Here is a 16,827-nt window from a genome sequence, read left to right as displayed (position 1 = left end):
GGCGGCCGTGGGTTCACTGCTTCCTTGGCCGGAGTCTGCGGGGTCGGGCCGCCGTCAGCCTCGGCAGCCCTGTTCGAGTACAGGGAGACCTGTGGGACACCGGTCGGCTTCCGGGCCTCGACTTCGCGGCATTGGAGCTAACCTCGGATGTCGTGTTGAGCATCGTCATCGCCGAGAGCATGCGCGACCGCGCGGCCGTCTTCGTCATCCGGGGCGCCGTCTTCGTCGCCGAGCAGAACGTCCCGATCGAGGAGGAGTGGGACGACCGCGATCCGGAGGCCGACCACTTCCTGGCCCGTGCCGACGGCGTCGCGGTGGGGACCGGGCGGCTCGTCGCCGACGGGGCCGAGGGGATCCTGGGGCGGCTGGCCGTGCTGCAACGGGCGCGCGGGACCGGTGCGGGCTTCGCCCTGGTCCGGGCGGTCGAGGAGCGGGCCCGCGAGCGCGGCCTCAAGGCGATCGAGCTGCACGCCCAGACCCACGCCATCGGCTTCTACACCAGGCTCGGCTACGTCGCCTACGGCGACGAGTTCGACGACGCCGGAATCCCGCACCGGCACATGCGCAAGGAGCTGTCCTGAGCCCGGACCGGCCCGCTGCCGGTCCGGTCGCGGCGCGTGGTGTCGGCAGGACCACACCGCGACGGCCGTCCGCGGATCGTCCCCGAAGCTACCACCGAGTAAGATTCGGTTCTGTGGCGCGGCGGGAATCCGCCGACGACGGACGACGAAAGAGCTGATGAGAAACTCATGACGGTCGAAGCACAGCCGGTCGCGGAACTCCCCGATCCCGCCGATTTCGGACTCGCGGTGGTGCCCGAGGACGAACTCCCCAGCGAGCTGCTGACCCTGGTCGGCCGGGTCCACGAGCTGGCCGACGCCGTCGCGCACACCGAGGCCGACCCCGCGGAGCTGGCCGAGGCGAGCGCCGCCGTGGCCGCGCTCACCGAGCGGCTCGGCGCCAGGCGCCGCGACATCGGTGCCATGGTGCGCCGGCAGCGGCCCGGCGGCCGCACCGAGTACGGCACGCTGGCCAACATCGTCTCCGGGCCCGTCAATCCCGCGGCCCCGCCGCTGGTGCTGGAGCGCACCGATGAGGGCGTGCGCGGCGAGGTCGTGCTCAACGGCACCTACCAGGGCCCGCCCGGGCTGGTGCACGGCGGCTGGCTGGCCGCGCTGCTCGACGAGGCGCTCGGCACGGCCGCGGGCGCGGCGGGGATGCCGGGGCTCACCGCCAACCTCGACGTCGACTACCGCAGACCGACGCCGTTGAACGCGCCGCTGACGGTCGCCGCGCGCGTCACCGGCACCGAGCGCCGCAAGGTGTTCGTCTCCGCCGAGATCCGCCACAACGGCGAGGTCACCGCCGAGGGCACCGCGATCATGGTGCGGATCGCGCCGATCGGCTGACGCCCCGGCCCCCGGCCCCGGACCCCGCACGGCCGCCGCGGAAGAGGGCCGGGGCCCGGGCTCCCGGCACTATGGCGCAGATCATCTCCGCGCGGCGGCTCCGGCGGCCTGACGGGTTACGGCTGTCCGATATAGGTGGAACGGTGACCGAACTTTCCGTCCCCGCTCTGGCCGAGCCCCCTGAACGAGGAGGGCTGGCCGAGCCCCTGTTCGCCAAGGCCGGGGCCGACCCCGATCGGGCGATGCTCGGCCGGGCCGACGGCGGCCGATGGCGCGACGTCCGCGCCGCCGACGTCCGCGACGAGGTCGTCGCCGCGGCCAAGGGCCTCATCGCCCGCGGAGTCGGCCCCGGCGACCGGGTCGCCCTGATGTCGGGCAACCGCTACGAGTGGACGGTGCTGGACTACGCCGTCTGGGCGGCCGGAGCGGTCTCGGTCCCGATCTACCCGTCGTCCTCGGCCGAGCAGGTCCGCTGGATCCTCTCCGACTCCGGCGCGGCGGCGTGCCTGGTGGACGACGCCGAGCGCACGGCGCTGGTCGAGGGGGTGCGCCCGGACCTGCCCGATCTGCGCCACGTCTGGACGATCGAGGACGGCGCGCTCGCCGCACTGGCCGAGGCCGGCGGCGAGGTCCCCGACGCCGAGGTCGAGCGGCGCCGCGGCGGGGTGCGCCCGCAGGACCCGGCCACCATCGTCTACACCTCGGGCACCACCGGGCCGCCCAAGGGCTGCGTGCTGACCCACGCCAACTTCTTCGCCGAGGTCGACAACGTCGTGGCCGTCCTGCCCGAGCTGTTCGAGGCCAAGGCCGACGGCACGCCGCCCTCGACCCTGCTCTTCCTCCCGCTGGCGCACGTCTTCGGCAGGATGGTGCAGATCGGCGCCGTCCACGCCGGGGCGCGGCTGGGCCACACGGCGAGCGTCCGCAGCCTTATCGCCGACCTCGGCGCGTTCCGGCCGACCTTCCTGCTCGCGGTGCCCTACGTCTTCGAGAAGATCCACGGCGCCGCCCGCGCGAAGACCACCGGCCTCAGGCGCCGGATCTTCGACGCCGCGGCCGCCACGGCGGTCGCCTACAGCAGGGCCCTGGACCGGGGCGGACCGGGACCGCTGCTGCGGCTGCGCCGGGCGCTGTTCGAACCGCTGGTCTACCGCAGGCTGCTGGACGCCCTCGGCGGGCGCGCCACGCACGTCCTGTCGGGCGGCGGCGCGCTCGACACCCGGCTGCTGCACTTCTACCGGGGCGCCGGGCTGGAGGTCATCGAGGGCTACGGGCTCACCGAGACCACCGCCGCCGTGCTCGCCAACCTCCCGGGCCGGGTCCGCCCCGGCAGCATCGGCGGACCGCTGCCCGGCGTGTCGGCGCGGCTGGCCGACGACGGCGAGCTGCTGGTGAAGGGGCCGCAGGTCTTCTCCCGCTACTGGAACGACCCCGAGGCCACCGAGGGGGCCTTCACCGACGGCTGGTTCGCGACCGGCGACCTCGCCGAGGTCGCCGCCGACGGGTCCGTGCGCATCGTCGGCCGCACGAAGGAGATCCTGGTCACCGCGGGGGGCAAGAACGTGGTGCCGGGGCCGATGGAGGAGCGCGTGCGCGCCCACGCCCTGGTCGGCCAGTGCATGGTGGTGGGCGACGACCGCCCCTTCGTCACCGCGCTGGTCACCCTCGACGCCGAGGAGCTCGAAGGCTGGCGCGAGGCCAACGGCAGACCGGCCGGCGCCACGGCCGCGGACCTGGCCGACGACCCCGATCTGCGCGCCGAGGTCCAGCGGGCCGTCGACGCGGCCAACCGCGAGGTCTCCCGGGCCGAGTCGATCCGCGCCTTCACGATCCTGCCGGCCCCCTTCAGCGAGGACGACGGGACCCTGACCCCCACCCTCAAGCTCCGCAGGCACGCCATCCTGCGGCGCGACCGCGGCGAGGTGGAGCGGATGTACGCCGGACGCTGAGCCCCGCGCCGGATGTGGTGCGGGGCCGCGCCCGCCGGAGCGGGGCGGCCCCGCACCCGTTCACACCTGCAGCCGGCCGCCGTCGTGGTGCAGCGCGTCGGCGTCGGTGTCGTCGAACCACACGCCGTCGTGGCCCAGGTAGCGGAAGTGCAGCATCGTGCTCGTAGGAACGGTGACCACGGCGCTGCGGTGGCCGTTGCTGCGCTGGGTCAGCGGATGGGAGTAGGGGTCCCATCCGTTGAAGTCGCCGACCAGCGAGACCGGTCCCGGCGGCTCCTCGGCCGGAAGCGAAAAAGTGATCTTGACGTGACCGTCCTTGCCCTGCTTACCACGCTTGATCATGAATGGTTCCCCCGTGAAATACCTGCCCGGCGCAACCGCCGAGGTGATGGGCGCACACCCGTCACCGCCGTGCGCGGCGGCGTGCGTGCACGAATCCAGTGTCGTTCATCCGGGCCCCGAAAGCCGGTAAGGACACACCGCAGGTGATTCGTCCCGTCCTGACCGCGATCGGGCGGAGAAGGGGCCGGGACGTGTCCGGTTGTGGCCTGACCGCCATCGGTAAAAAGTTGAAAGTCATACGTCACCGACCCATCGCTCCTGGTCAGCAGGGGATGGTCGGTGCGTCCGGCGACTCCGCCGCCGATGAATGTGGCGTTCGCCATGCCCCCGCGGAATTCGACCGTGGAAACGGACGGGGAAAACGCCTTACGCTCTGCGCGGTGTCTGTTCCGGTCCTTTTGCGCCGACGTGCGGGAACCGAGGGAAAGGGGTCGCCGGACCGGGCGCCGCCGGTATCCGGTTCTGAATTCGACCGCCATTCGGTCTCGGCGCGGCAGGTCCGGTGCGGCAGGTCCCGACATGGCGGAGCGGTGTCCCGGAAAGGGGACCGATCCGTGATGCGGACGGAACCGCCGAACCCTCCACCGCCCCCTCCCGCCACCATGACGTGGCCCGGTCGGCCGAGCCGAACAATCGAGGCGGACGCCGAGGCCGGCCGGGCCACCCCCCATCGGCGGGACGGCCGAAGGCGGCCCCGTCGCCCCGCCCCGCCGGGCCGCGGCCACGGGCTCCGGGAGCCCGGCCGGGCCGCGTTCCCCCGGGTTCCGGGCGGCTGGGGAACCTCGGCCCTTGCGCCGGAGGAGCGGTACGAGGGCGGACTGAAGGGGCTGGTCGAGGAGCGCCTCGTGCCCAGGAGGGCGGTCTTCTGGCCGGCCGACGTCGCGAGTGCCGGAGACCCGCTGGCGCTGGGGCCGGGGACCGGGAAGGCGAGGACCGCCGAGTACTTCGCCGCCTTCCGCGAAGGCAGGCGGACCGGGCGCATCGCCGGAAGGGGATTCCGCCGCCAACGCGCCGCGATGCCGGAGCTGCTCTCGATCCGCTACGAGGCGATGTCGGACTTCTTCCTGGCGATCCCCGCCATGCGCGAGAACGACTGGCACAACCCCTACACCATGGACGACATCCGCGTCCGAGCCCCGGAAATCCCGCCCCGGCCCGCGAACGCGGCGGTCGAAGCTCGATGAGTCATTCAGGAACCGCTATCCGGAGCAGAGCGAATGACCGCGTGAATCCGATTCGCCTTCCGCTCGCCTTTCTTCCCCGATTTCGGCTCCGACCGGAACCGGTCCGCCTTTCGCGGAGTATGATTCGTTTCCCTGCCCCCCTAGATCGTTGACGGGAGTCGGGAGGCTGCGGCCGCAGCCTCCCGTTCACCACCGCATGACCTGGGAAGGCCGCCGTCAGCGCGCCGGCGGACGCTTCGCGCCTGACGACAGCCCCACCAGGCCCGCAGGACCACAGCAGGACCTGGAAACAGTCCCCGCCTTCCCCCAACACCGATCCAGTCCCCCATTCCCCTCCCGATGTCGACCGCCATGAGACATGAAAGAAGGCGCCATGCGGCCCGCACTCGTCGCCGACGTGTCCGAGGAGATCGTGGACGACGTCCTCGGGGACGGCATCGAAGAGATCGACCAGCGTTCGCTCAGCGCGCTGGTCGACGTGACCGTGGCCGTCTCCCAGGTCGCCTCGAACACGGTGGCCGTCGTCGTCGCGGCGGAATCGATCCGGGAGTTCGCTCGCAGGGTCACCGATACCGTGTTCCGCCGCACGCGCGACGAGCCCGAGCAGAATCTCACCTTCTCTCTCAAAGCCCGGAAGAAGGGCGGCGTCGTGGTCTGCGACATCGAGATCTCGGCGGAGGGCGTCGTCTCGCCGGACCTCGACGCGATCACCGGTTTCCTGCGGTCCGCCATCGAGGAGCAGGCCGGCGATCACGCCTGAAGCATCCGCCCCGCGTCCCTCCGGCAGTCTGAAAGGCAGGCGGATCCGTGCCGCTGTTGGCAGAGAAGGCCGAAATGCGGCTGAGCCGCCTCGACGAGGTCGCCCGCGAGATGAGTGCGGGCCGTACGGATCGGGTGGCGTGGGCTCGGGAGGAGAGTTGAGACCTGTGCAAGTCCCTGCTTCGGTCACCGCAGATCCTGCGCGACGAAGGGGAGATCGGGTTCCAACTGCTCCGTGCGGCGAGGCATGCCCTGTGCCACGCGGTGCTCGCCCGGCACTGGGTCCGGGCGGCCGTCTGCGGCAGCGCCGCGGGCAGCGGCGCCCGGCTCGCCGAACTCAGGTCGGCCAACGAACCGGCCCGGGCCGACACGGACTTCTTCCGCCGCGTCGGCTATGAGCTGAACCTGGTCGCCGAGCTCTCCGGCTACGCGGCCCACAAACTCGGCATGCCGTTCAACGCCCCCATGTTCTTCGAAGGCGTCAGCGCGCTGACCCTGGAGGACCGGGCCATGCAGCGTGTCCTCTGGGGGCGGGTGACCGACGACGGGGCCGCCGCGGAGATCACGCAGACGGGCTTCTCCGTGTTCTCCGCGGCCCCTCGCGAGGTTCTCCGTACGCTCTGGGCGCGGTTCGGCCCGAAACGCGAGTACACCGGAGCGGCCATGCGGGCCAAGGCCCTCGCCACGCTGCGGCACAGCCTCGCCCGGCAGCGCAGGGACACATCGGGTTTCGGCAACGTCTCCCACGTCGGAGCGGTCCGGCCTGAGGCGGCGGCGACACTGTGTGCCGAGCAGACCGGCGCCACTCTCGTCTACATCTCGACGAGTCTGCACGCCGGATACGCGGTCAAGGTCCCGCCCGGCGATCCGGAGAAGGCGGAGAGCGTCGAGCTCCCGGACCTGGCGGTCCGGCAGGGCCTGCAGGAACTCGTCGAGGCCGTGCGCAAGCAGTTCGACGCCGCCGGACGCAGCGAGTCGGCGGCCACCGAACTGCTGCGGCGCGTGGGATCTCTGGTCGTCGAGCCCGTCCTCCGGAGATGGCCGGAACTGCGCGACACCAGGGTCGTCCTCGTCCCGGTGGGCGAGACGGGACTTCTCCCGCTCTTCGGCGCACTGGTCGACGACCGCCCGGTCGGCTCGTTCCTGGACCTGACGGTCGCGCCCTCGGCGCGAACGATGCTGCTGTCGTCCGTGTGGCCGGAGAACGACCGCCGCGAAGCCCTCGTGGTCGCCGACCCGACGCTGCACCGTCAGGGGACGTCCAGGATCCCGCACGTCCTGCCGGAGGTCCGGCGCGTCGCTGAGGTCCACGGGGCCCGCCCCCGCGTCCCGGCCGCGCTGCTGGAGCCGGGGTTCCGCCCGGTCCGCCTCCCGCACCGCAGGATCCTGGAGGAGTTCCTGGACGGTGAGCCTGGCCCCGCCGCCCTCAGCGGCCACGAGGACCTCCTGGAGCGCATGGCCGGGGCCACCGACATCCACTTCGCCTGCCACGGCCGGATCGACGACGGGAACTCGCTCGACTCGAGCCTGCTCGTGGACGCCCCGCTGCGGCTGGAACAGATCCTGCGCCGGCGGGTCCGCTCCGGCGCACTCGTGGTGCTGTCCGCCTGCGAGGTCGGCGGGATCAGCAGGGAGGCCCCCGGCGAGCAGCTCGGCTTCCCCTCGCTCCTCCTCGCGGCGGGGGCCCGCGCCGTGGTGGGCCCGCTGTGGCCGATCCCGGACTCCAGGGAGACCGCGGGCTTCATGGCCGACCTCCACCGGCTCACCCGCCGCATGCCCTCCAACCGGGCCCTGGGCCACATCATGGAGTCGGCCCGGACATCAGGAGTCTCCTCACTCCTCTGGGCCCCAATGGGCCACTTCGGAACCCCTCGAACCCCACCCCTCCGATGACCCCGTCCCTCCGGGGCCGCCTATCGGGGGCCGGCGAGGAGGTCTTCGAAGGGGGTCGGGTCGTCGAAGGGGTCCTTCGGCACGATCGAGGCGCGGTCGGTGACCAGGGCGGCGAGTTCGGCGGCGGCCCTGTCGATCCGGTCGGTGAGCGCGCCACCGCCGCCGTCGCCGCTTCCCCAGTCCTCGGACGCGGCGTAGACCGCGGTCGGCACAACGACGGAGCGCAGGTAGGAGAACATCGGGCGCACGGCGTGCTCCAGCGCGAGCGAGTGCCGCGCCGTGCCGCCGGTGGCCGCGATCAGCACGGGCTTGCCGGCCAGCGACTCGGGTTCGAGCACGTCGAAGAACGTCTTGAACAGGCCGCTGTAGGAGGCGGTGAAGATCGGGGTCACCGCGATCAGCCCGTCGGCCTCGACCACGCCGTCCAGCGCCCCGCGGAGGTCTCCGGAGGGGAAGCCGGTGAGCAGGTTGTTCGCCAGGTCGTGGGCGTGGTCGCGCAATTCGATCACGTCGGTGCCCGAATCGGCTCCCTGCTCCTGCAGGGAGCGGGTCGCGGCCTGCGCGAGCCGGTCGGCCAGCAGCCGCGTGGACGACGGCTGACTCAGCCCGGCGGAGACCACGGCCAGCTTGCGGGGTGTCATCGGTTCGCCTCCGTCTGCTCGGTCTGCTCGTTGGTGTCCCGGGCGGTGTCCCGGGCCGCCGCGGCCGCCGCTCGCAGGACGGCGTGCGTCGGCGCCTCGGGGACGTGCTGCGGGCGCAGGGAGTCCAGCTCCTTGCGCAGGACCGGGACGACCTCCTCGCCGAGCAGGTCGAGCTGCTCCAGAACGGTCTTGAGCGGGAGGCCGGCGTGGTCCATCAGGAACAACTGGCGCTGGTAGTCGCCGAAGTGCTCGCGGAACGTCAGCGTCTTGTCGATGACCTCCTGCGGGCTGCCGACCGTCAGCGGCGTCTGCTCGGTGAACTCCTCCAGCGACGGGCCGTGCCCGTACACGGGCGCGTTGTCGAAGTAGGGCCGGAACTCGGCGACGGCGTCCTGGGAGTTCCTGCGCATGAACACCTGGCCGCCCAGTCCGACGATCGCCTGGTCGGCGGTTCCGTGCCCGTAGTGCTCGAACCGCCTCCGGTACAGATTGATCAACCGGACGTAGTGCTCCTTGGGCCAGAAGATGTGGTTGGCGAAGAAGCCGTCGCCGTAGTAGGCCGCCTGCTCGGCGATCTCCGGGCTGCGGATGGAGCCGTGCCAGACGAACGGCGGCACGCCGTCCAGGGGACGCGGGGTGGAGGTGAAGGACTGCAGCGGGGTGCGGAACCTCCCTTCCCAGTCGACGACGTCCTCGCGCCACAGCCGGTGCAGCAGGTGGTAGTTCTCGATGGCCAGCGGGATGCCCTGGCGGATGTCCTGGCCGAACCACGGGTACACGGGGCCGGTGTTGCCGCGGCCCATCATGAGGTCCACCCGCCCGTCGGCGAGGTGCTGCAGCATCGCGAAGTCCTCGGCGATCTTGACGGGGTCGTTCGTCGTGATCAACGTGGTCGAGGTCGACAGGATGAGCCGCTGCGTGCGTGCGGCGATGTAGCCGAGCATCGTGGTGGGGGAGGAGGGCACGAAGGGCGGGTTGTGGTGCTCCCCGGTGGCGAAGACGTCCAGCCCCACCTCTTCGGCCTTGAGCGCGATCGTGACCATCGCCTTGATCCGCTCGGCCTCCGACGGCGTCCGCCCGGTCGTCGGATCGGTGGTGACGTCGCCGACGGTGAAGATCCCGAACTGCATGCCGACTCCTCCGCGAGAGACTTATGTGACTAGGAAGTAGTCTAGATTTCAACTATCGGTGCCAACCCTAGCAGTCGGCGATCTATTCCAGGGCGAGCGGTGTGGGGAGGAGTGAATCTACGGTGCAAAGGAGAAGGGGTAAGAGTGGGACACCGTTGCGGTCGCCCGGCTCGATGGAGACGTGCGGCGCCGACGCAAGGCCGGCGCACCGGAGGCGCGCCCTGCTGGACTGAGACCCGGTGGTCAGGTGTCCGCGCGCGGGGGACACGGCGGACACGGGGACGCGGCCGACCGGGTGGCTGCGGTCCTTCGCGCCTGGACCATCCCGCACCGAAGCGCTACGCGGCGGGCCGCGACCGCCGGGTGTTTTCAAAGGTCATCCACGTATTTCAGCGTCTGCCATCGCGGTCGGTGCCATTCCAGGGGAGTGGTCGATGAGCATCCGCGTCGCGGCCCGGTCTTCTTCGGGAGGTCACGGCAATGGCCCGGGACGGGCGGGGATCCTCGCCTCTACCGGTTTTCGGTGGTTTCGGGATCGCTTGGGTCGGGGCGGCGCCAGGTCAGTTCGATGCTGAGGTTGCCCTCCACGCTGCTCTTGGCGATGATCGCGCCGGCTTCGGCGCTGAGCACGATCCCCATCTGCACCGTGATCTCGTCGGGGCCGATCGGCATTTTCCGCAGTTTGCGCAGCGCGGCCGTTGACACGTGCCGGACGCGCTCCAGCGCCTGCTCGAAGGTGACCGTCGCGTCGCTGATCACGGCGCCGGCTCCGGCGTCGACGAGGCCGGGTTCGGCCTCCGGCGCGGTCACCAGGATTTCGCCGCCGTCCTCGGTGGTGAATCGAATGAGCTCCGCCATGGCGGCACCCTGCTTTCGAAAAGATCATCCGGTAATGCCGATACTGCCAGGTGAACTGGGATAACGCGGCCGAATGGGCGAGTGGTCGAGGAGCGGGCCGGGGAGTCGAGGGGAGCGGAAAGGGCCGCGGCCCCGAGATCGGATCACGGCCGACGCGGGACCGCCGCTCCCTTTGGAAGATTCATATCGCGCGGCAGTCTATATGAAAACCGATGAACGGGGGATATAAAAGACAATCGAGAGCCAACCGGAAACGGAATATGTCGCACAGAGCGCTTGACCGGTGGGAACGGCCCCGCCCGAGCCCCGTCGGGGCGTTCGCATGCCACCTGGCATGCCATGCGAACAGGGCCGCACGTTCCCGCCCCGACGTCGGGAGTGAGGGCAGCCGACCGCGATGCCCCGGACGCGCAGCAGAGTGGAACGGCGGTTCCCATGACCTATGACGAGACGCCCGAAGACCCCTTTTGGGCCATGCCGAAATGCGGGCCGGTGAACGGGCCCGAACCGGCGGCGCGCGCAACGGAGCGGATGCGGCCCGGCGAATGGGTGAAGTCGAGTTACAGCCAGCCGAGCGGGGGCAATTGCCTGGAGACCGCGCGGCTCGACGCGGCCACCTGGGGAATGCGCGACTCCCGCGACAGGACCGGCCCGCACCTGGAGCTGAACCGGGACGCGTGGCTGGCCTTCATCGCGACGGTGCGCCGGGACGGCTGGGACTGACCGCGAACCCGCTCGCCGCCCTACGACGACGGACAGCGGCGAGGTCCCGGCGTGCGTCGGTGCGCCGGGACCCGCGGTTACAGCCCCATGGTGAAGATGTCGCAGTCGGCGCGGACCCTCTGCTCCAGGGACAGCGTGGCCGGGTGTTCGGTGCCGAAGACCTCCCGGTAGCGGCGCATCAGGTCGGCGAACTCCGATTCGGGCACCGATCCCGGATCCAGTGCCTCGCGGCTGAGCGCGAGGTTGCGGTGGGCCGCGAGCGCCACGGGGTGGTCGCTCGGCAGGGATTCCTCGCACAACCGGACCGTGTGCTCGTCGAGGTCGCGCGCGGCCTCCGACTCGCCCAGCGCGGCGAGGTCGCAGCCGAGGTTCACCGCGCAGGAGATGGTGTTGCCGTGTCCGGCGCCCAGCGTCTCGGTCAGCGTCTTCAGCGCGTCGGTGTTGAGCGCACGGGCTTCGGGGGCGCGGCCGGCGTTGCGCAGCAGGATCGCCAGGTTGGTGTCGACGCACGCGCTCTGCGGATGCCGCGGACCGTAGAGCTTGTGGTAGGCGTCCTTGGCGAACTGCGCCAGCTCCAGCGCCGCCGCGTGCTCGCCGGTGTGGTGCAGGTCCAGCATGTGGCAGGAGGCGGCCTGGGCGGTGTCGGGGTCGTTGTCGCCGTAGCGGTCCCGGTAGTGCCGGAGCGCCTCCTCGGAGAGCTCCCGGGCGAATCCGTGCCGTCCCGTGCGCCGCTGCGCCACCGACAGCACCAGGACGGCGGCCATCGTGTTGCTCGCCGTGTCGCCGAACAGCCGCCGCATCCGGGTGACGAGCTCCTCCATGGAGTTCCGCGCCTCCAGGTACCCCCCGGCGGCGAGCAGGTCCTGGGCCAGGGAGATGGTGGATCCGCAGCTGTTCGGGTGGTCCTCGCCGAGGGACTCCACCGAGAGCTGGTAGACCTGCTCGTCGTTGGCCAGCGCATCGGCGAACCGGCCGGCGTGGCGCAGCGCCACGCCGTAGACGTGCGCCAGGGTCAGGGCGATCGGGTCGTGCGCGCCGAAGACCCGCTTGGCGGCCGCCTGGGTCGCCTCGTTCAGTTTCAGGGCCTCGGTGAACTCGCCGCGGATCCGCAGGTCCCAGCTGAGCCGGTCGGTGATGGACAGGGTGTCCTCGTGCTCCAGGCCGTGTTCGGCCATGAGCAGGTCGCGCAGGTGCACGTCCATCTCGTAGGCCTCCTGGAAGTCGCCGAGGTTGCGCAGCAGGTCGCCGAGTTCGTAGGCCATCGCGACGGTCTGCGGGTGGGTGGCGCCCAGCGTCTGCGACCATTGCGCGTACGACCGGCGTCCGACGTTGCGCCCTCCGTTGTGGTCGCCCCACAGTGCCAGGAACCGGACGACGTTGAGCACCAGGTCGCGCGCCCAGGGCTCGTCGCAGCGGTAGATCTCGGAGACCCGCACGTGCGGCAGCAGCGCGGCGTAGCGCGGCCACTCGGCCGGTGACTTGGGGTCGCCGGGGTCGGCGTTGGCCAGCAGCAGGTGGGCGCAGTGCCTGCGGTCCACGCTCTCTTGCGGGCTCATCTTCTGGGTCAGCGTCCACTGCACCAGCCGGTGCATCTGGATGGTGCCGTCCCGGTGGTCCAACCGGGCCAGCGCGAACTGGTTGATCTCGCGCAGCGCCCGGCCGATCCTGATCGGGTCGCCCAGGGCCCTGGCCAGTTCCGGCGGCGCCGGGACGTTGCGCGCCGAGGTGAAGAACCGGCGCGGGATCGGCGCGGCGGCCAGGAAAGCGCAGACCTGCAGCAGCTGCAGCGCCGCCGGATTGCTCTGCTCCAGTCGCTGCAGCGACACGTTCCACGCCGCCGCGACCGGAAGCTCGTACTGGGTCGGCGCCGGGCCGGAGAGGAGTTCGGCCGCCTGCGCCTCGAACAGGCTGAGGTACTCCGACGCCGGCATCCCGGTCTGCATCAGCCACACGGCGGCCTGCTCCACCGCCAGGGGGAGGTGCCCCAGGACATCGCCCACCTCGTCGGCGTCGGCGTCGGCGAGGTCGGGTCGGCGCAACTGGATCAGCGCGCGGCTCTCCTCGGGCTTGAAGACGTCGACCTCCAGCGCGCTGGTGATGCCGGCCCAGTCGGAGTTGCGCGAGGTGACCAGGATCCGCCCGGGCCCGTTGGTCGGGAAGAACGGCTGGACCTGCGCGGGGTCGTCGGCGTTGTCGAACACCAGCAGCCAGTTGCGGTAGGGCCGGCCCAGCCGCAGCGCCTCGATCACCGCCGGTACGGCCTTGTCGGCGTCGTAGCTCACCGGGAGCTGCAGCTCCCGGGCCAGTTCGATCAGCGCGGGCATGATCTCGCCGGTGCTGGAGGAGGGCACCCACCAGATGAGGTCGTAGCTGCTCTGGTGGCGGTAGACGTACTCCAGCGCCAGCTGGGTCTTGCCGACGCCGCCCATCCCGTGCACGGCCTGCGGGAGCACCGCGGTGGTGCCCTCGCTGAGCCGCTGGTGCACCTGGTCCAGCTCCGACTCCCTGCCGGTGAAGTTGTGGTTCTTTGGGGGGACGTTTCCCCAGATCAGCGGCGGATCATCGGGCCCGCGCCCGCCTTCTGGGGCAGGCGGAATCGAGCGCACGGCAGCCATACCAGCTCCAGTGGGGGTCGGGGAATGGGGACGCCGCGCCTCCGGCTCCTCGGGTGTCTCCGAGGCCGGCGGGGCGGGATCGGGCGCGCCCTTCACGGACGTGTCGGGCAGGACGGTGTTCATGTCGGGCATCTCCGGATCGTGGGTGGACGGATCGGGTCCACCCGCGTCGGGACCGCGAGGTGCCGGGGACCGAGGATCTGAGTCGGGTGTGAGACCAACGGCTGTGGCCAGCCTCCTGGAGACGTTCAGGTATGACCCGGACACCGAGCGTAGTGAAACGGAGACGGCGGTCGCGTGCCGCGACGCCTCGGCTGGAACCGCGTCCAGGGCGCCCAACTGCCGCGGATCTGCGAGAACGGACTCCAGCGAGGCCAGCCAAGGAACATGTTCTCGGAAGTGTGTCGTCCAGGTGACCAGCGTGCGCAGGATCTGCGACCGGCGCCCCCAGGACAGCAGCTCCTCCCTGACGCCGGGCAGGAAGTCGAAGGAGACCCGGTCGCCGCGCCGCGCGTCCTGCTCGGGGCGCTCGCGCTCCAGCAGCCCGCCGCAGAAGACCTCGGAGAGGTGGGAGGGGCCGGACTCGGGGAGCATGGCCCTCTGCACCACGCGCATCGCCGGAAGGCTGAGCGGAACGGCGGCCAGCAGCACGGCGAGCCGGAAGGCGAGGTCGGAGGCCTCGGAGCGGAACCCGCGCACCAGGTCCTGCGGGTGCGCGGCTCCGGGCCGCTCCGGAGCGTCGTCGCCATCCTCGGCGTCGTCGTTGACGGCGTCGGGGCCGCCGTCCGCAGTGCCGCCGGCCGGATCGGCGAACAGCACGCGCGCGCGGTAGTCGGCGGCGGGGGCGTCGTCGGCCACGTAGTGCGCCCAGCGGAGCAGTCCGGCCCCGTGCAGGGGCACCACGGGGATCGCGACGCTGCCGCCGGCGGGCAGCGCGCGCCACGGCGGCCGCTCCGCGGGGTCGGTCAGCCGAGCGGTGTAGGCGCCGTTGGGCGCCAGCAGCCCCGGATCGCCGCCGCCGGGGCGGCTGAGCACGGCCCGGCGGGTGGCGGCCGAGGTCCGGTGCCAGTGCGAAGGCGGCAGCACGCTCAGCAGGCACACGCAGCGCCGCGCACCCCACTCGGCCAGCCACCGCTGCACGGCGCCGGAGCGCCAGCCGGGCCCCACGGCGTCGCTGAGAACGAGGACGACGTCGCGCCGGTCGGTGTCGGCGACGAGTTTGGCGATCTGGCGCGGGGGGCGGTCGGCGGCCGCCGCGCTGTCGAAGTGCTGGATCCGCACCTGTTCGAACGGGCCGCGGGTCTGCAGCAGTTCGACCACCGCCGCGGTCTCGGGCTCGTGCACGAGCATGGACAGCCCGTCGTCGACGAGCAGCAGCAGTCCGTGGGCGCGCTCGCGGGCGGGTTCCCAGACGGGCAGCCACAGCCGGTCCCGCGCGGCCCGTTCGGCCGTCGCCTCCTCGTCGAGGTCGCGTTCGTGGCGCGAGGGGACGCTGCGCTGGAACACCCGCAGCGCGCGTTCGAGGCCCAACTGGTCGATGGGGGGCGGGACGCGCAGATCGGCGGAGGGGGCGAAGAGGTCGACGACCGCGCCGTGCCCGGGGCGGTCCTCCTGCGCGTCCGCGGGGGCGGCACCGGTGCGGTCGCCGGGAGCCGGCTCCCGGCGCTGGAGCAGATCGGCGCGGGCCCGTCGGCGGGTGCCGGAACCGACGGACGCCGGATCGGGCGACTCGGCCGGTGGCCTCGGTCGCGCGTCGGCCGCGCCGGAGTCCTGCGGTGCGCTCCCGGGTGCCTCGGCGTCCTCGGCCGGCCGCTGCGGCCCGGGCGGGGCCGTCCCACCCTGCGGCGCAGGGGAAAGGGGTGCGGCCGAGGACCCCGAGACGGTGCCGGCGTACGGACCGTCCAGGCCCACATTGATCTTCGCCGCATTGATCTCCGGGTCGGCCCGCTCGGACTCCCTGTCCGCGATCTGCGCCGCGAGCCAGACGGTCTCGGCGATCTGCCGCGAGGTCGGCGCGGCGTCATCGGGGCGCGGCGCTGCCGTGGACCCGCCGGAACGTGCGTCCGAGGAGTCCACGGACCGGAGAACGCGTGCTCCGCTCATCCGCTGCCCGGCTCCGTCTCGGTCAGGCGTTGCCAGAGGAGGTCCAGCACCTTGCTCCAGGATGGGCTGGAGTCGCCGGCTCCAGAAGTCGCGAGATAGATGGAGTTGAGTAACTGATCGGTGGCCAGCCCGCCGCGCTGCTCCTGGTACTCCAGGAAGCGCTGGACGAGCGCCTTGGCCTCGGCGGCGTTCTTCTCCGCCTCGGGGTCGTCCAGGCTGAGCCGCTGCGCGAAGTGCGCGGCCACCATGTCGCCGAGCTGCCTGCCGTCGGGCGGGTCGAGCTCCAGCGGGAGGCAGCGCCGGCGGAAGGCCGCGGGGAACTCCCGTTCGCCGTTGCTGGTCATGACGATGATCGGGAAGGCGCGGCAGCGCACGTGGCCCTGCGCGACGGCGGCGGTGCCCCCGGGGTCGTCGGTGTGCACCGTCACCTCCGGCTGCCGGGCGCGCAGCCGGAACAGCTCGGTGATGCGGTACTCGCCCTCCTCGAAGACGTCGAGGAGGTCGTTGGCGAGGTCGAGGTTGCCCTTGTCCAGCTCGTCGATGAGCAGTACCCGCGGGGTCTGGTACGGCAGCAGCGCGGTGCCCAGCGGACCCAGTTGGAGGTAGTCGCCGATGCCCTGGCCGGAATCGGCGGCCGCGGTCTCGAGCCCGACCGCGGGTCCGGCCCCGGCGGCGGAGGGGCCGGGGGCGGCGGCCGGGCCGGAGAGGCCGTCCTGCGGCCCGCCCGGCAGTCCGGCGCGGTCGGCGGCGATGTCCTGGACCCTGGCGATCGGGTCGTAGGCGTAGAGCCCGGACAGCAGGGTGCTCCTGCTGGTGATCGGCCAGCGCAGCACCCGGCCGAGCCGGAGCTCGCGGCTGATCCGGTAGGCCAGGCTGGACTTGCCGATGCCGGGCGCGCCCGTGACGAGCAGCGGCCGGCGCAGGTAGAGGGCGGAGTTGACCGCGTTCAACTCGGCGAAGTCGCTGTACTGGGGCGGCGTCCGGCGCAGGGGGCCCAGGCGCCGGGTCAGCTCGGCCTCGTCCTCGGGCGGTGCCGGCTGGAGCGGTCCGCCCCGGAAGTCGCGCCACGGCGGCGGCGCGGGGAGGAGGTCGGCGAGCGTGGCGTCGTGCAGCGGCCGCCCCGTCCCCTGGTAGATCCACCAGGCGGGGCGCTGGGCGTCTCGATCGTCGGGCCGGCGTCCGGGGCCGTTCGAGGGGAGGACCATCAGCGGATCCTTCTAG

The 16,827-nt window shown here is 72.0% G+C and carries 13 protein-coding genes; 7 read left to right on the top strand and 6 right to left on the bottom strand.

Translation table 11 applies throughout. The features are described 5' to 3' along the window. Positions 1 to 179 precede the first annotated feature (179 nt). The 3 genes from HDA32_RS18385 to HDA32_RS18375 all read left to right on the top strand — a co-directional run bounded on the left by HDA32_RS18385 (position 180) and on the right by HDA32_RS18375 (position 3,358). Positions 180 to 581, top strand: coding sequence for a GNAT family N-acetyltransferase (locus HDA32_RS18385; protein WP_179646786.1), 402 nt, complete (start codon positions 180 to 182; stop codon positions 579 to 581). A 168-nt stretch (positions 582 to 749) separates the two neighbouring features. Beyond that, on the top strand, positions 750 to 1,409 hold the full coding sequence (locus HDA32_RS18380) for a PaaI family thioesterase (protein WP_179644355.1): 660 nt from the start codon (positions 750 to 752) through the stop codon (positions 1,407 to 1,409). 143 nt (positions 1,410 to 1,552) lie between these two features. Continuing rightward, positions 1,553 to 3,358: an AMP-dependent synthetase/ligase gene (locus HDA32_RS18375; RefSeq protein WP_179644354.1), complete on the top strand. Its 1,806-nt coding sequence runs from the start codon at positions 1,553 to 1,555 to the stop codon at positions 3,356 to 3,358. A 60-nt stretch (positions 3,359 to 3,418) separates the two neighbouring features. On the opposite strand, the gene HDA32_RS18370 is transcribed toward HDA32_RS18375, so the two are convergent. Further along, positions 3,419 to 3,700, bottom strand: coding sequence for an isoamylase early set domain-containing protein (locus HDA32_RS18370; RefSeq protein ID WP_179644353.1), 282 nt, complete (start codon positions 3,698 to 3,700; stop codon positions 3,419 to 3,421). An 845-nt stretch (positions 3,701 to 4,545) separates the two neighbouring features. Between HDA32_RS18370 and HDA32_RS18365 the strand changes: the two genes are divergently transcribed. From HDA32_RS18365 to HDA32_RS18355, 3 genes are all read left to right on the top strand, one after another. After that, on the top strand, positions 4,546 to 4,884 hold the full coding sequence (locus tag HDA32_RS18365; protein WP_179644352.1) for a hypothetical protein: 339 nt from the start codon (positions 4,546 to 4,548) through the stop codon (positions 4,882 to 4,884). Positions 4,885 to 5,257: 373 nt separating this feature from the next. Continuing rightward, positions 5,258 to 5,644: a hypothetical protein gene (locus HDA32_RS18360; protein WP_179644351.1), complete on the top strand. Its 387-nt coding sequence runs from the start codon at positions 5,258 to 5,260 to the stop codon at positions 5,642 to 5,644. A gap of 263 nt (positions 5,645 to 5,907) precedes the next feature. Beyond that, positions 5,908 to 7,536: a CHAT domain-containing protein gene (locus HDA32_RS18355; RefSeq protein WP_179644350.1), complete on the top strand. Its 1,629-nt coding sequence runs from the start codon at positions 5,908 to 5,910 to the stop codon at positions 7,534 to 7,536. Between the two features lie 20 nt (positions 7,537 to 7,556). On the opposite strand, the gene HDA32_RS18350 is transcribed toward HDA32_RS18355, so the two are convergent. The 3 genes from HDA32_RS18350 to HDA32_RS18340 all read right to left on the bottom strand — a co-directional run bounded on the left by HDA32_RS18350 (position 7,557) and on the right by HDA32_RS18340 (position 10,165). Beyond that, a complete protein-coding gene (locus HDA32_RS18350) occupies positions 7,557 to 8,177 on the bottom strand; it encodes an FMN reductase (protein ID WP_179644349.1) in 621 nt (206 codons plus the stop codon). Further along, the gene (locus HDA32_RS18345) at positions 8,174 to 9,307 is read right to left on the bottom strand and encodes an LLM class flavin-dependent oxidoreductase (RefSeq protein WP_179644348.1); all 1,134 of its coding nucleotides are present in this window, start codon (positions 9,305 to 9,307) and stop codon (positions 8,174 to 8,176) included. Before HDA32_RS18345 ends, HDA32_RS18350 begins: the two co-directional genes overlap by 4 nt. Before the next feature lie 510 nt (positions 9,308 to 9,817). Continuing rightward, positions 9,818 to 10,165 (bottom strand): CU044_2847 family protein, encoded by a 348-nt coding sequence (locus tag HDA32_RS18340; protein WP_179644347.1) that lies wholly within the window; start codon positions 10,163 to 10,165, stop codon positions 9,818 to 9,820. A 435-nt stretch (positions 10,166 to 10,600) separates the two neighbouring features. On the opposite strand from HDA32_RS18340, the gene HDA32_RS18335 reads away from it, so the two are divergent. Beyond that, entirely contained in the window at positions 10,601 to 10,888 is a 288-nt protein-coding gene (locus tag HDA32_RS18335; RefSeq protein WP_246334410.1) for a DUF397 domain-containing protein, read from the top strand. Positions 10,889 to 10,965: 77 nt separating this feature from the next. Here HDA32_RS18335 and fxsT read toward each other — a convergent pair whose 3' ends face one another. Both fxsT and HDA32_RS18325 read right to left on the bottom strand, forming a co-directional pair. Continuing rightward, entirely contained in the window at positions 10,966 to 15,606 is a 4,641-nt protein-coding gene (fxsT, locus tag HDA32_RS18330; protein WP_179644346.1) for an FxSxx-COOH system tetratricopeptide repeat protein, read from the bottom strand. After that, positions 15,603 to 16,811: a MoxR family ATPase gene (locus HDA32_RS18325; RefSeq protein ID WP_179644345.1), complete on the bottom strand. Its 1,209-nt coding sequence runs from the start codon at positions 16,809 to 16,811 to the stop codon at positions 15,603 to 15,605. Before HDA32_RS18325 ends, fxsT begins: the two co-directional genes overlap by 4 nt. Positions 16,812 to 16,827: the final 16 nt, after the last annotated feature.

This window comes from Spinactinospora alkalitolerans (assembly GCF_013408795.1).
GTDB lineage: Bacteria > Actinomycetota > Actinomycetes > Streptosporangiales > Streptosporangiaceae > Spinactinospora > Spinactinospora alkalitolerans.
The sequence above is the reverse complement of the archived record's forward strand: the minus strand, read 5'-3'. Positions and strand labels throughout refer to the sequence as shown.

Bases quoted from the DNA above. Each gene is read 5' to 3' on its own strand.
- HDA32_RS18385 (WP_179646786.1), top strand. From the start codon at position 180: ATGCGCGACCGCGCGGCCGTCTTCGTCATCCGGGGCGCCGTCTTCGTC.
- HDA32_RS18380 (WP_179644355.1), top strand. From the start codon at position 750: ATGACGGTCGAAGCACAGCCGGTCGCGGAACTCCCCGATCCCGCCGAT.
- HDA32_RS18370 (WP_179644353.1), bottom strand. From the start codon at position 3,700: ATGATCAAGCGTGGTAAGCAGGGCAAGGACGGTCACGTCAAGATCACT.
- HDA32_RS18360 (WP_179644351.1), top strand. From the start codon at position 5,258: ATGCGGCCCGCACTCGTCGCCGACGTGTCCGAGGAGATCGTGGACGAC.
- HDA32_RS18350 (WP_179644349.1), bottom strand. From the start codon at position 8,177: ATGACACCCCGCAAGCTGGCCGTGGTCTCCGCCGGGCTGAGTCAGCCG.
- HDA32_RS18345 (WP_179644348.1), bottom strand. From the start codon at position 9,307: ATGCAGTTCGGGATCTTCACCGTCGGCGACGTCACCACCGATCCGACG.
- HDA32_RS18340 (WP_179644347.1), bottom strand. From the start codon at position 10,165: ATGGCGGAGCTCATTCGATTCACCACCGAGGACGGCGGCGAAATCCTG.
- HDA32_RS18335 (WP_246334410.1), top strand. From the start codon at position 10,601: ATGACCTATGACGAGACGCCCGAAGACCCCTTTTGGGCCATGCCGAAA.
- fxsT (WP_179644346.1), bottom strand. From the start codon at position 15,606: ATGAGCGGAGCACGCGTTCTCCGGTCCGTGGACTCCTCGGACGCACGT.
- HDA32_RS18325 (WP_179644345.1), bottom strand. From the start codon at position 16,811: ATGGTCCTCCCCTCGAACGGCCCCGGACGCCGGCCCGACGATCGAGAC.